The organism is Flammeovirga sp. AWQ4_249 (assembly GCF_056161045.1).
Genome location: NZ_JBSWYJ010000001.1, coordinates 286,635 through 301,341, shown reverse-complemented (window position 1 = coordinate 301,341; position 14,707 = coordinate 286,635). Strand labels below are relative to the sequence as shown.

Sequence of the window (14,707 nt, the reverse complement as noted above, 5' to 3'; positions counted from 1 at the left end):
AGCATAATTTGATCAAAAATCGAATAAATGCGGCAGAGGTGTAAATCCTCATTGGCTTCAAGCATGTGTTTATTTTATGTGTTGTTTATTGGTTAAGGTTAAAGGTATGTGAATTTTTCGCGTACCTTTTTCATTTTATTCAACCTATCTAAATTCAAAAAATGACATACCCTTTTGAGATATGTCATTTTAAAGTTATGGATTTTTAATCCTTATCTTCCTCTCATTTCAAATCAACAGTAGATGGAATAAACTTTTTATCCATTAGCCAATCTTTTAGATCACCTTCAAAAGGTTCTCCATATTGAGCTGAGATATAATTATTGGATTCTGCAATGATTGCCTCGTCGTCCCCTTTTAATTGAAGAGCATTGATCAATGCATGAATTTCTTTGTATAATACTTTATCATTCAAGAAGCAGATTTTTATTGTACCCATAAGTTCTGATTTCTTAGAAATTACACTTGTGTGATAAATTTCTACTTTAGAACCATTTTCAGGAATATCATATCTGTCTATAGGGTAAAGTGCAGCCTTACTGAGTGTCACTTGACCATCATAGATTTTTAATACTTTATTGATTGGCATTTTATCTATCTCATAACGATAAATATAAGTATGTCCTCCTTTCTTTTTGAATACCTCAGGATCAAGGTTCAACACATATTCATCACCAAAGACAACACGTTGGTTTGAGCCAAAATAAGCTTCAATATTTTTAATGTTTTCATTAGGAATAGCATTAATTCTTCTGCTACTCATTGTTACATTTGCAGCTACAGGCATTATTACTTGTTTTAATAATGCTTCAAATTCGCCATGATGATTATCTCTTGCTTTAGTTCCATCTAACAGCTTTCTTCCTTCTTCTTTACTAATAACAATTGCTTTTGCATTAGGGCTAAAGAAAATAAGTTCAGTATCGGATTTAATCATATCTCCGACCATCAGGTTACGTTGAGAATTCGCGTCTTTAATTTCACCATTTAAGTGCAGTACATAATAATCTTGAGCGAATCCTAATGTGCTCATAAAGCACATAAGTAATAAAAATAGTATAGAAGTTTTCATATAATTCTTGCTTGTTATATAAGTTCCCGCAAAGATAGGATTATATAGGTTCTTTCTAAATTTAAAACGTCATAAATAGTCTAAATCGTGTATTTACAATAAAAAAAATACCTAGAATTAGTCAAAATAGGGTTAAAATTAACATTTACAGTGTTTTAAGCAGTATGTAATCATCCATTACATAGTTATTACCGATATCAGCGATTACTTCATCAATGACTTCAAAATTCATCTTCTTATAGGCTTCAATAGAGTTAGTATTATATTTATTTACCGTCAATCGAATACCTTTTTTATCATGATCTTTAGCATATTGACATACAAAAGCAATCCCCTCCTTTCCAATTTTCTTACCTCTAAAATTTGACGCAACATAAATTTTACTTAAAAAGATATTTTCTTCCTCTTCTTTAAAACCTAAATATCCTGCAGGAACATCATTCCAATAAAAAAGGTAGTAGAGTAGCCCTTCTTTAATTTGTTGTTGCATTGCTACAATAGACTGGAATTTATCCAACATATAATCAACTTGTTCTTGCCCAATTATTGGTACATAATGTTCATTCCAGATCTCAAACGCTAATTTTTCTATTTGTTGAAGATCATTTTCTGTCTTTGCTATTTTTATTTTCAACATCACTTATTAAAAAATATTTTGTAGGATGAATTACATTCTTACTTTCTAGTTGTAAAAGTTCTCAAAGTAATCTATTTTGAGAGTACAAAAGTACACTTTCAATTAAATTTTATGACTGAAACTACGGATAAATCAAACTATATCGTCGGTATTGGGGCATCTGCTGGTGGTTTAGAGGCTATCAAAAACCTCTTTGAAAACTATCACACAGATTTAGGTGTATCCTTTATTATCGTTCAGCATTTATCTCAGTCACATAAAAGTCTGATGCCTGAGTTATTACAAAAAATAACTCACTTACCTGTAATCGAAGTCAATAAGTCTCATATTATTGAACCCAACCATATCTATATTATTAATAACCATTCTATTCTTACTGTTAAGAATAAACTTTTAAGTGTTGAAGAAAGGACAAAAGATGAAAAGATGCTGACTTTTCCTATCAATACATTATTTGAAAGCTTGGCAAAAGAATATGGTAAAGATGCTATAGGTATTATTCTATCCGGTACAGGTAGCGATGGTACAGAAGGTTTAAAAGCAATCAATGATGCAGGTGGTATTACTTTTGTTCAACACCCCAACTCTGCAAAATTTAATGGGATGCCCTTCTCTGCCATTAAATCTACCAAAATTGATTTTATCATTAGTGCAGAGGAAATTGCAGATTCCCTCAAAAATATCATTCAGACAGACGGTGAACTTCATCAGAGTTATTACCAAAAGATAGAAAATATTTTAGAGCTTATAGGCCAACAGGAAAACATAGATTATTCTGCTTATAAACCTCAAACTTTGTACAGAAGAGTATTAAAAATGATGGAATATCAAAATCTTTCATCCATCAAAGAATACTATGAACTATTGGAAAACTCACCTCAAGAATGTCAAAAACTGGCGCAAAGCTTTTTAATTGGGGTGACAAGTTTTTTTAGAGATAAGGAGGAATGGAATTACTTAGAAAAAAATATCATTTCTAAGATTTATAAAAAAGATGTTATTAGAATATGGTCTATTGGCTGTAGTGTAGGGCATGAAGCGTATTCAGTAGCAATGATGCTAGATAATAGTATTGGAAATAAAAGTATTAAAGAGATAAAGATTTTTGCTACAGATTTAAATGCTTATGCCATTCAAAAAGCATCTGAAGGCCTATATTCTTCTGATGATATTGAAAAAGTCCCAAAGCAATTTGTATTGAAGTATTTTGATAAAGTAGGTAACAATTATCACATCAAAGAGAAAATTAGAAATATCATCACTTTTGTTCAACATGATATTCTAACAACTCCTCCTTTCTTAAACATAGACTTGATCATTTGTCGTAATCTTTTGATTTATTTAAAACCAAAAGTGCAGCAACAAATTCTTAATACCATTAAGTTTTCATTGAACAAAAATGGATATCTTTTCTTAGGTCCATCAGAAAAAAATTTCTCTGATAAATTCCTAAAAGAAGAAAATACCAAACATAAATTTTTTAAACTTGTCGATAAATTTAAAGGTTTTGACTTCGACAAAAATCCTAAAATTTCAACGAAGAAAGTAAAAGTGCCGAAAACCACTACTAATCACAATTTAAGATCTGATTTACTGGATTACGAAAATATAGAAAAACAGATCATCGAATATTTCTGTCAACCTATACTCGTCGTTAATGAAAAGGAAGATATTATTTTTTCATCTGATGAAGTGGGTAAGTATCTAAAGTTTCCTAAGAATGAATTGGTGCTAAAAGAAGTATTTGATTTTGATATATATATAGATATCATTAGAACCATCAAAAAAGTCAAAGAGGATGGCAAGAATAGAAAATTAAATCGATTAAAACTTCAGAAAACACCTAATGTAGTTTGTGAAATTGTCATTAGAAGATTGAAAAATGAAGACAATATTGATTTATTCATTCTTGAATTTTTTGAAGGAAAAGAGGATACAAATGAAAGTATCATCGAACAAGATAATACCATTCAAAATCTAAAAAGTGAAATCAAACACTTACATCAAGAGTTAAAAATTTCACAAAGAAGGATTGAAAAAATGAACGAAGATTATCAGGTCAATAATGAAGAACTGATGTCTTCAAATGAAGAGTTACAATCTAGTAATGAGGAACTTCAATCCGTCAACGAAGAGTTATATACCGTCAACCAAGAGTATAAAGATAAATTAGACGAGATTTCAGTTTTAAATGATGATTTCTTGAATCTTTTCCAATCCGCTGGTATTGCAAGTTTATACCTTGATAAAGATTATAGTATTCGAAGAATTGCCCCGAATACTTCTGAGTTTTTTGGTATAGAAAAAGAAGATATTGGTAGAAATATCATGCAATTCAATACTTTTTTTGAATTGAAAGGTGGGTTATTGGCTGCTATTGAAAAAGCAATCAAGGAAAATTCTTTCCAAGAACATGAAGTGAAAACGAAAAAAGGTAAAACCTATTTACTTAGAGTTTCTCCTTTCGGTGATAAAGCTAGTAAGTCTTATGGCATTATTCTTTCGTTTATCCCTATTAGTACACTGAAACCTATTCAGAAACTACAACAGAAGAATATTCAACTCAATAAACAAGTTGATGATTACAAAGAATATTTTTCATTCTTAAATGTAGAAACATGGACTTGGGTTGCTGAATCTAATATTTTCAATTTTTCTGAGCCAGTAAAAGAAATTTTTCATTACGATAATTATGATAATTTCCTTTGGAGAAATATCGAACCTCTATTAGATGATAAATCAAGAAAATCGTTTAAAGAAGGTTTAGATAAATGTTTATCAAAAGGAGATTATTTCTCTACTACTTTGTGTATTAATGCAAATTATTATGATTTTCACTGTCTCTCAGAGAAAAATGAGGCAGGTAAGATTGTGAGTCTATATGGAACAATAGAAGATATCACAACTAAATATAATCGTGAGGTCAATTTAGAAGTTGTGGCCAATACTTATGAAGGAATTTCTGAACTTCACCAATTTGGAACAATAGAAATTTTTGAAGATAAAGAAGAATATATTGCTTTAAATTCAACGATTATTAATTGGCTTGATATCGACGAAACCAATAAGGTTATACCACTTCAGGAGTTCATGAAATTGATTTATATCGATGATCGTGAATTATTTTTAAAAGTAGTGAAAAATCCAGGTAAAAGGTTTGAAGCTACCCTTCGATTTATTCATAGAGGTGGTGAAATGATTTACTTGAATTTTATAGGTTTAAAACCAAATTCAAAGAATCTAGAATCAAAAGTTCTTGCCATTGTTTTTGATGACACTTACAATAAATCATTAGAGAAACAATGGAAAGAAACTGTAGAACTTGCTGAAAAAACAGCCCAAACACTTGCTGTTCAAAATGAACAATTAGAAAGTTATACTTATATCGCTTCTCATAATATTCGTTCTCCATTATCCAATTTACTAGCATTAATGGAGTTGTATCAAAATGAGGAAAAGACGGACGCAAAAGACAATTATCTTCTACTTTTTGAAAAAGCATTGACACAGCTAGAGAATACTGTCAATAACCTTACACATGCAATTAAGGTGCAGCAGAAAACAAAATTAGAACGTACTACAATTCATGTAAAGAATGAATTAATGAAAGTACTTGATATTCTTTCTGGGCAGATTAACAAATATGGTGTTATTATAAGTCTTGATGTAGAACGTAATCTTTCTATTGAATATCCTGAAGAATACCTAAAAAGTATTTTCTTAAATCTATTAAGTAATGCCATCAAATATAGATCTGAAGAGCGTTTACCAAAGATTGAAGTGGAAGCATACGAGGAAAAGGAAAAGATAATTATAAGAATAAAAGACAATGGAAAAGGGATTGATCTTGAAAAGTATGGACATCGTATTTTTGGGATGAATCAAACATTCCATCAAAATGAAGATGCGAGAGGATTAGGATTATTCCTTACAAAAACACAAGTTGAAGCTACAGGTGGAAATATAGATCTTTCATCAACAGTCAATAAAGGCACTACTTTCTCTATTAATATACCGATATAAAACTATGATTACATCCTACATTTATTCTAGTGACTCTGAATCTCACCTTGAGATTAATGAACTTAATGAGATACAAGAACTAGCACAAAGAGAAAATAAAAAGAATGATATTACGGGTTATTTAACCTTTAAAAAAGATACATTTATTCAATATATTGAAGGGCCTGAAGCTAGAATAAAGCAACTTATCATCAATTTAGAGAATGATAAAAGGCATCATATTAAGAAATCTATTTTCTTAAATGAAAAAGAAAAGAGGATCTTCAAAGACTGGAGTATGAAATATATCGAATATGATGAATTGATAGAAATTGGCTTCCATGACCTTTTAGAAACTGTGTTTTTTACGGTAGGAAATAAGATTTTTGAAGAGGAAGAAGTAAAAACAAAATTAGATAATATGTTGAATAAAATTGCAGAGACTAAAAATCAAAACAGTGATTATTAAATCGATGTATGTACCGACTCAAGGCACTCTTTAAGCTTACGCTTGGATAATGGTTTTTCAATATACATTTCAATATTAGGGTGGATTTCAGCCCTTTTTTTATCATTAGGGTGCATACTAGAACTTAATACAAATATTTTAAAGCTAGTAACTAACTCTCTTGTTATTAATTCATCAATCACTTGCCATCCATCTAAACCAGGCATATTTAGGTCAAGAAACAATAAATTATTTTCTTCAAAATGCAATGAGTCAATTGTATGGAAAAAGAAATCTCCACTTTTGTAATACTGTTTATTTAAATCAATAGTTTCTGGTAATGAATTAGTGATAATTTTAGAAATTTCAATGACCAATTGATCATCATCAATAAAAATTAGTTGTGTCATAGTGAATATTTGGGATAGAATTGTCTTGTAATGTCCTGTTAATAGTTATTTTAATTTAATTCTTTAAAAATAGACATGCAAAAAAAAGCTGATATACTTTACTTAATGCAAAGTATATCAGCTTTATATAGAATTGTTATTAATTACTTAATCTCTCCTTCTAATGTTTGGAAGTTAAGGTTGATCGTAGTAGTACCACCACTTAATGGCACTCTTTCTTGATCATCTCCTGCACCTCTGTAAACGATTTCACCATTTAAAATGATGAACTCTGATTGCCACCAATCTCCTAGCCAGTTTGTTCCTTCATACATACCAGAAACGTACATACGTAACTCACCTGCATTTAAATCTTTAGTCGTTGTAATTACTTTATTTGCGTTATCCACGTCCATTAAAGCATCTGGATTATAAGAGTTCCAGCTTCCAACTACATCACCCATTAAGTATACTTCAGGTTCCATAATAAGAATTTGCTCTAAACCGTAATCTACAATAACCATATAGTATCCTGATTCAACTGGTGTAGCAATATTATCGCCACCAAAGTTTCTTACACCAAATTCACCATTACCAGCACCGTTTGAACCAAACTCAGCACCACTCCAAGCTTGTTCTGGAGAGAATTTAATTCCTTTTCCAGCTTCTAAGTAAAGTACAGCCCAGAATTTTTCTTCATGAGAGTGAACAGGTACAAGTTGGATATCGTGAGTACCCCAGTCCCAACCACCAACACCGTCACCGATCACATATAAGTTTTCAGGTGATTCGATTACGAAGTAAGGTTGGATTGTTAAATGTGTATTAGATGTTGTAGTGTTTGTAATGTTATCGCTAAAATCACCGATAAAAGCTTCTACTCTAAGTGTAACACTTTCTTCTTTCACACCACCAGCATTTGTAATACCTGTAATAGTATTTACCGCACTGTTCATATCTACAACAGTAATATCAACAGAAGTTCTAGAACCTGTAACCGAAGTAACAATAGCTTCATTTTCGTATCCTTCTACTTCTGCTACAACATTGTATTTGTATTCTAATTGAGGATCACCATAATCAGCTGCAGTCCATTCCAATGTCGTAAAAACATTTTCTTTTTCTTCAACATTAAGTACATACAGTTGATCTTCTGGAACAGTTACAAAAGTAGGAGCAACATAGTTCTCGTTGCTATCCAATTGAGATAGTTCATCGTCTTTACAGCCGAATACCACTAACGCAATCAATAATGTATATAAATATTTTTTCATTATTCTAAGATTTTGAATTCAAGAGAGCGTAGTGTCTACGCTCTCAAGTAGTATTAATAACCTGGGTTTTGAGTTAAATTAGGGTTAGAACCAATTTCTGATCCTGGGATAGGGTACAATTCATATTTTGCATCCATATCTCTTTTTCCTTGTTTATAATCAATACCTCCTTTGAATTGCCATGGAGATACAACCGTATTTACTGTATATTCATTAAAACGTCTTAAGTCAGTACGTCTGTGACCTTCCCAGTATAATTCTCTTGCTCTTTCATCCAATAAGAATTTAGCATCGATAGTAGGAACTGCACCTACTCTACCCGCTCTATTCCATAACCTTTGAATGTTTGTTTTATCTTCTGTTCCTTTTCTCCATAAGATTTCAGTTTGCATTAATAATGCATCTGCTAATCTGAAAATTGGAAAATCAGTGTCAACAAAAGTAGGGTTAGAACCTGCAGCACCTGAAACAGTGATATTCTTAAACTTCTCTACTTGAACACCTTCGTTAAAGATATTGTAATTTTCGATTACTGGCTGATTGTATCCTGTGAAGAACAATCCTCTAGAGTCATTTTGGTTACCACTTTGGTCCAAGAACAAGTCATAAAGATTAAGCATAGAGCGGTTACCACCCCATCCACCACCAATACCGAAGCTTGATGGGTCCATATCATCACCACCTACAGCAGCACAAACCATATACGTCATACCACCCCAAGTTTGAGTATTATTTCCATCAAAATTAATTGAGAAAATAATCTCGTTGTGTTGTAAGTAATTGTCTGCTAAGAATAACGACTGGTAAGCACTTGAATTTGCTTGTGGAGCTTCGATTAAGCTATAGCTATTCACTACCATATCCGTATACTTTTGTGCTTCATCTAGGTAACTTTCATTAATGTATACCTCAGCATTCAAGTATAATTTTGCTAAAAGCATCCAAGCAGCGCCTTTGTTTGCTTGACCTACAAGACCTTCACCTACATTGAATAAGTGCTCTTCATTTTCATCATTAATGATACTCAAAAGATCATTTGTAATGTAATCGAATAATTCGCGACCACCTACAGAACCAGCTGGCAATGGTAAATCAGAACCAATAGTACTTTCTTCTGTTGTAAATGGAACACCATTACCATAGATATCTAGTGCATGCCAGTAAGAGAATGCTCTTAGGAATCTAGCTTGTGCTCTATACGTACTTACTTCTTCGTATGGAGCATCTTTTGTATCTCTTAGGTACTGATTACAAAGTGTAATCTGATAGATAATTCTGTAATATAAAGCTTCATTCAATGTGTTATTGACACCCCAAGTCATGAAGGACATTTCTGGCTGACCTGGATCTGACCAACCATTTATTGCTTCATCCGTTGGTAATTCTTGTGCTTCCCACCATCTACGTAAGTATTGTGAAGCACCTTCATCGATACCACCTAAATCACCATTACCATCAGGTCCTTGCTGACCAGTTACTGCATAACCTGCATATAACTTTGAAAGACCCATTTGATAACTATATAAATCAGTATATATTTTGTCCTGTGTATTTTCATTAGGATCAACTGGAACTGTGTCCAATTGGTGTACACAAGATGTCAATGCAGTAGTAGCAACCAAAGCTGTTCCTATTACAAATCTTTTTATATTTTTAAAGTTCATTATTGTTCAATTTGAAGGATTAGAAGTAAAGATTTACACCTAACATATATGTCGTTGGACGAGGATACATGTTGTTGTCAATACCACCTTGAATTTCTGGGTCAACACCAGAGTAAGGAGTAAATACTGCTACATTGTTTACAGTACCATATACACGAGCACTCATATTAGTACTACCTAGTTGGTTAAAGTTATAACCTACCATGATGTTGTCAATTCTAAAGAATTTAGCATCTTGTACATAGTAATCTGACTTCATTTGAGCTGATTGGAAACCAGTGTTGTAGATATCAGTTGTTACGTTGTTAGTGTTACCATTCGCAGCAACATACAAGTTGTCATAGTAACCATTGTTAGAATCAACGTTATTGTAAACTTGGTTACCAAATTGTGCACGACCAGCCATTGAGAACTCCCAGTTTTTGTACATTACACGAGTTGTAAAACCTAAGTAAACGTTGGCCATTGGATCGCCAGCAATATACATATCGCTTTCATCAACAGTACCGTCACCGTTTCTATCTACATAAGCACCTTCAACTGGCTTACCAGCATCATCATAAACTTGCTCATATACTAAGAATGAATAAGGAGCATAACCTACTTTATGAATTTGGATTGTTTCACCAGTACCACCAGCAATACCACCTACTTTCACACCTTCATATGAAGGATCATCCACTACTGTTAATTTTGTAATTTTAGAGTCGTTCCAAGTTACGTTCACACCGAAGTCCCAGTGGAAATCTCTCTTTTCAATGATCTTCGTATTGATACTAAATTCAACACCTTTGTTTTCCAATGTACCTACGTTAGTTAATAACATGTTCGTAAGGTTTGAACCACCTGGTACTGGAATAGTGTTTAAAAGATCATTTGTTACTCTATAATAACCTTCAACTGCACCTGTTACTCTATCGTTAAAGAAACCGTAATCTAAACCGATGTTATAGGTAGTTGTTTCTTCCCATTTGATATATTCATCATATCCTTCTGGACGAATTGTTGGAATAGATACCATTTGTCCTGTATTTGGATCAAAAAAAGTATATTGAGATTGAGGATCACCATAAGTATATCTTGCCATATAAGGGTAATCATCTCCACCGATATTTTGTTGACCAGTGATACCTACACCTGCTCTTAATTTCAAAGTACTTAAAGCATCCATATCTTTAAATAGATTCTCCTCTTTTAATTTCCAAGCAAGTGCTAATGAAGGGAACATACCCCATCTATTATCAGGAGCGAAACGAGATGTACCATCATAACGCATTGTCACTGTTGCCATATACTTATCATTAAAAGTATAATTTGCTCTACCGAAGAAAGAAACTAAATAGTATTCTGTTGCCCACATTCTGTTTTCAGGGTTAGCAACAGTACCATAGTAATTATTTTCTGAATTTGAACCTTCGCTGTAGAAATGTTGCCAAGAATAACCACCCATTACATCGAAACGGTGTTTACCAATTTCTTTATTGTATTGAGCATATACATCTAATAATTCATTTCTCTTTTCTTCTGTGTAGTTTGAAATATAACCACCTGTAGGGATATCACCGCCAGGACCGTTATTTTCATGCCATGAAGCTTCAGGACCTACTACAATTCCTCCATCTGATTTAGAGTAATCATAACCTGCATTCACTTTTAAAGTTAAGTCTTCAAATCCATGAATTTTATAGTTGATTTGAGCATTACCGATACTTCTGTTTACATTACCAGAGTTATTTTCTTGCTCTAACATTGCTACAGGGTTGTTTGGAGCATTTACAGACTTACTTCCGCTTTGTAACCATGTATGGTATCCTCCGTAAGGATCATAAGCAGGATCACTGCTACGTACGGGTTGTGTTGGGTCATAAACTACTGCACTACCTAAAGCACCTGTATTTGCAAAGCGGTTATCGACAAACATTCCTTTTAAAGAAGCATCAATTGTTAAGTGATCATCTAAGAAAGAAGGGCTCAAGTTTAAGTTCACTGTTGTACGCTCCATTTGAGAAGTTTCCATAGTACCATTGTCCATTGTGTAACCTACAGTAGCTCTGAATGGAAGCACACCACTAATGTTACCAGAAACACCCACATTGTGATCTGTAGAAACTGTAGTTCTTAATACCTCTTGTTGCCAATCTGTATTTGCTGAACCTAATAAATGCTCTCCAGCACTACCTTTCATAATATCTCTGTATTGATCTGCAGATAATACATCTACTTGATCATTTGGCGTATTTACCGATACAGTACCTGTATAATTTAAACGAATATCTGTAGAGTTTTTATCTCCTTTTTTCGTTGTAATCAAGATGACACCATTAGATGCTCTTGAACCATAAATTGCAGTAGCAGACGCATCTTTTAATACGGTCATGCTTTCAATATCATTCGGGTTGATTGCGTTCATTGGGTTACGCATACCTGCTACACCTTCAGAGTCTACTGGAACACCATCGATCACGATAAGTGGATCATTGGAAGCTGACATAGATGAACCAGAACGGATACGAATAGTAGATCCTGATCCTGGAGCACCACCACCAGAAGTGATCTGAACACCAGCTACTTTACCTTGAAGTAAACCTTGAGGAGAAGTAATAGCACCTTGGTTAAACCCATCAGCAGTTACTGCTTCTACTGAACCTGTAGCGTCTTTTTTATTGACACTACCGTAACCAATTACTAGTACTTCATCTAGTTGTTCTGCATCCACATCCATCGGAACATTAATTACTTGCTGCATTCCGATTTCAATTTCTTTAGTCATATAACCAATATAACTAAATGCCAATGTTTTATCTGATGCTGAAACTGAAAGCGTGTATTCACCATCAAAATTAGTAGTAGTACCACGAGTAGTACCTTTAACGATAACTGCTACCCCTGGAAGAGGTTGTCCAGTTTCATCAACAACAGTTCCTTTAATAGACTTTTCCTGTGCGGAAACGAAGCTACTTACGAAAGTAAAAAGCATACACAGGAGGGTACAAACAAATTTATTGTTTGTAATGCGTAATTTTCTATTCATAATATAGATATAAATTAGGTTGCTTATATTTTAGATTAAATGTAAACAGAGAGTATCCGTAAAGAATTTTTCTTCACATCACTCAAGAAATTAGAATCTTTTAATTGTTAAAAATTAAGTTATGGACTTTACAATTTTTATTTTCACTACAAAAGCATTATTTGTCAGTTGATGTTTATCTTCTGACTTTATTTTCACTACAAATCTTCATCTTATTTTCATTTCCTTTCCATACCCAAGATAAAGGGTGTACAAAAGAGATATCAAATATTATATTATTTGTAATTCGTTTTTTAATTAATAAAGAATAAAATTAGAATACATTCCAGTTGGAAATACATTGATTGAGCAAAAAAGCATCTTACTTTTTACCCGGAGAATAAGGTTTCTTTTCTAATAAAGTTAAGTTTAGACTTTTATAATTTCATTTTTCTTTCCATTACAAGTGCAATATAAACACTTTAAAAATTTTACATTGATTAATTTATTGTAAATAAAATTCTTAAAATTAACAGTTTAGAAAAAGTAAAAAATCACCGAAACGGGTAACAGTAGATAAATCAGATGAAATTAAGTTAAATAACCTAAAACAAACGGTTGTAGATGCAACCTAAAAAACGTAAAAAAAGAGCTTAATTTTAACAAATAAACTCTTTATAAATTTAAACACCTTGTTGTAATACTATTTTGTTTAAGGACATATTATTGATATTATACATAACATTCTTTCCGAAATCGGTTGTTTTGTTAATTAGTGATTTCTGTCACTTTTTTAAGATATTACGGATTTGTTTCCCAGATACTGAGTTGAGGTATAAATGCTCTTGGATTCGTTGACAGCATCATGATTATTGTATCTGCTAAATCTGCCGCTGTTAATTTATTTACATCCAAAGGTATTTCTCCTCCTTTATTATTGTTATTTGTTCCAGTTGTCCAACTTGGATCTATATGAAAAACGCGGATATTATCTTTTCGAAGTTCTTTCACAAGCGTTTGAGATAAATTCATCAACGCTGCTTTACTAGAAGCATAAGCGGCTCCTTGTGCAAAACCCATTTGACCACCAGTAGCACCAACATTTACGATATCTCCTTTTCCTTTCTTTTTAAAATAAGGTAAGCACATTTGTACCATTCTAGCAGGAGCAATAACATTAATGGCATACATCAATTCAAAATCCTCTCTATTTAATTGGTCGATTGGATTGACAATGACATACCCAGCATTATTAATCAGAATATCGATTTCTTGGAGTTCTTTAATAGCAAATTCAAAAAATGATTTTAAGCCAATTTCGGTACTTAAATCAGCAGTAATACCTTTAGCGTTTAATACTTTTGATGTTTTGATGACCTCATCTTCCTCTTTTCCACAAAAGACAACTTGGGCACCATTTAAAAGAAGTACTTCCAAAGTAGCTCTACCTATACCTGTAGAACCACCTGTCAGTATTACTTTCTTATCTTTCCAATTCATTTTATACAGTGTATCCATAAATCTTATCGACCATTTCATCACCATCAAAATATCCAGCGGCTAATTGCTTCGGTTCTCCATCTCCTTTATCAATTAGTAAAGAAGGGAATCCATTTGCCAGAAAACGAGCACGATTGATTTCTGCAATGGTATCATTTTGATCTTCTTCAGAACCCCATGAATCCATAAAAGGTTGTGGATCGATTTCTAATTTCTGAAGAATAGAAATATAAGTTTTAAAGTCATCAAAGCGTTGACCAAAATAGAATTGTGCTTTTTGAATTTCTGAAATAAAAGCTAAAGTCTTTTCTGGGGCATGTTTTTTTACCCAAGTAATGGCTAATGAAGGTTCAAAACTTGAAAAAACATAGGTTTCATCCTTGGCTAGTTCATAAAACTCCGTACTTACTAAAGCGCCAGTTCTTTGTTCCATTGCAGGAGAGTGTTGTTGAATAAACTGAGAAGTCTGCGCTCCACCTCTTGGTGCATGCTCTCCTACCCACATTCCTCCAACTAAAAATTCAAACTCAATATCGTCTTTGTAAGCCTCATATACTTTTTGGATACTTGGACTATTACCATAGCACCATCCGCACTGAGGATCCATTACATAAATTAGTTTCATAATGCTAAAATTTTTGTTTGAACAAATATTGAGGAATTGTCACATAAAAAAAAGTAGTTCACCTTATTAAATGTGAACTACTCATT

At 32.6% G+C, this 14,707-nt stretch carries 10 protein-coding genes; 2 read left to right on the top strand and 8 right to left on the bottom strand.

Translation table 11 applies throughout. From position 1 onward, the window contains the following. Positions 1 to 223: 223 nt before the first annotated feature. Both ACXAHM_RS01165 and ACXAHM_RS01160 read right to left on the bottom strand, forming a co-directional pair. Positions 224 to 1,033 carry a hypothetical protein gene (locus ACXAHM_RS01165; protein WP_474958554.1) on the bottom strand — a complete coding sequence of 270 codons (810 nt, stop codon included), beginning with the start codon at positions 1,031 to 1,033 and terminating at the stop codon, positions 224 to 226. A gap of 184 nt (positions 1,034 to 1,217) precedes the next feature. Next, the gene (locus ACXAHM_RS01160; protein ID WP_474958553.1) at positions 1,218 to 1,709 is read right to left on the bottom strand and encodes a GNAT family N-acetyltransferase; all 492 of its coding nucleotides are present in this window, start codon (positions 1,707 to 1,709) and stop codon (positions 1,218 to 1,220) included. 111 nt (positions 1,710 to 1,820) lie between these two features. Here ACXAHM_RS01160 and ACXAHM_RS01155 point away from each other — a divergent pair, with 111 nt between their 5' ends. Next, entirely contained in the window at positions 1,821 to 5,732 is a 3,912-nt protein-coding gene (locus ACXAHM_RS01155; protein WP_474958552.1) for a chemotaxis protein CheB, read from the top strand. Positions 5,733 to 5,736: 4 nt separating this feature from the next. Beyond that, positions 5,737 to 6,180 (top strand): BLUF domain-containing protein, encoded by a 444-nt coding sequence (locus ACXAHM_RS01150; RefSeq protein ID WP_474958551.1) that lies wholly within the window; start codon positions 5,737 to 5,739, stop codon positions 6,178 to 6,180. Here the strand turns inward: ACXAHM_RS01150 and ACXAHM_RS01145 are convergent. The 6 genes from ACXAHM_RS01145 to ACXAHM_RS01120 all read right to left on the bottom strand — a co-directional run bounded on the left by ACXAHM_RS01145 (position 6,177) and on the right by ACXAHM_RS01120 (position 14,621). Beyond that, positions 6,177 to 6,569: a response regulator gene (locus ACXAHM_RS01145; protein WP_474958550.1), complete on the bottom strand. Its 393-nt coding sequence runs from the start codon at positions 6,567 to 6,569 to the stop codon at positions 6,177 to 6,179. The two genes, ACXAHM_RS01150 and ACXAHM_RS01145, sit on opposite strands and share 4 nt — an antisense overlap. Positions 6,570 to 6,712: 143 nt before the next feature. Next, positions 6,713 to 7,822, bottom strand: a complete 1,110-nt coding sequence (locus ACXAHM_RS01140; RefSeq protein ID WP_474958549.1) for a SusF/SusE family carbohydrate-binding protein — start codon at positions 7,820 to 7,822, stop codon at positions 6,713 to 6,715. A 53-nt stretch (positions 7,823 to 7,875) separates the two neighbouring features. After that, entirely contained in the window at positions 7,876 to 9,486 is a 1,611-nt protein-coding gene (locus tag ACXAHM_RS01135; RefSeq protein WP_474958548.1) for a RagB/SusD family nutrient uptake outer membrane protein, read from the bottom strand. Positions 9,487 to 9,505: 19 nt separating this feature from the next. Further along, on the bottom strand, positions 9,506 to 12,463 hold the full coding sequence (locus ACXAHM_RS01130; RefSeq protein ID WP_474958547.1) for a SusC/RagA family TonB-linked outer membrane protein: 2,958 nt from the start codon (positions 12,461 to 12,463) through the stop codon (positions 9,506 to 9,508). A gap of 834 nt (positions 12,464 to 13,297) precedes the next feature. Beyond that, complete coding sequence (locus ACXAHM_RS01125) at positions 13,298 to 14,014, bottom strand: SDR family oxidoreductase (protein WP_474958546.1); 717 nt, start codon at positions 14,012 to 14,014, stop codon at positions 13,298 to 13,300. Continuing rightward, on the bottom strand, positions 13,998 to 14,621 hold the full coding sequence (locus ACXAHM_RS01120; protein ID WP_474958545.1) for a DsbA family protein: 624 nt from the start codon (positions 14,619 to 14,621) through the stop codon (positions 13,998 to 14,000). Before ACXAHM_RS01120 ends, ACXAHM_RS01125 begins: the two co-directional genes overlap by 17 nt. Between the last annotated feature and the right edge of the window lie 86 nt (positions 14,622 to 14,707).

Bases quoted from the DNA above. Each gene is read 5' to 3' on its own strand.
- ACXAHM_RS01165 (WP_474958554.1), bottom strand. From the start codon at position 1,033: ATGAGCACATTAGGATTCGCTCAAGATTATTATGTACTGCACTTAAAT.
- ACXAHM_RS01160 (WP_474958553.1), bottom strand. From the start codon at position 1,709: ATGTTGAAAATAAAAATAGCAAAGACAGAAAATGATCTTCAACAAATA.
- ACXAHM_RS01155 (WP_474958552.1), top strand. From the start codon at position 1,821: ATGACTGAAACTACGGATAAATCAAACTATATCGTCGGTATTGGGGCA.
- ACXAHM_RS01150 (WP_474958551.1), top strand. From the start codon at position 5,737: ATGATTACATCCTACATTTATTCTAGTGACTCTGAATCTCACCTTGAG.
- ACXAHM_RS01145 (WP_474958550.1), bottom strand. From the start codon at position 6,569: ATGACACAACTAATTTTTATTGATGATGATCAATTGGTCATTGAAATT.
- ACXAHM_RS01140 (WP_474958549.1), bottom strand. From the start codon at position 7,822: ATGAAAAAATATTTATATACATTATTGATTGCGTTAGTGGTATTCGGC.
- ACXAHM_RS01135 (WP_474958548.1), bottom strand. From the start codon at position 9,486: ATGAACTTTAAAAATATAAAAAGATTTGTAATAGGAACAGCTTTGGTT.
- ACXAHM_RS01130 (WP_474958547.1), bottom strand. From the start codon at position 12,463: ATGCTTTTTACTTTCGTAAGTAGCTTCGTTTCCGCACAGGAAAAGTCT.
- ACXAHM_RS01125 (WP_474958546.1), bottom strand. From the start codon at position 14,014: ATGGATACACTGTATAAAATGAATTGGAAAGATAAGAAAGTAATACTG.
- ACXAHM_RS01120 (WP_474958545.1), bottom strand. From the start codon at position 14,621: ATGAAACTAATTTATGTAATGGATCCTCAGTGCGGATGGTGCTATGGT.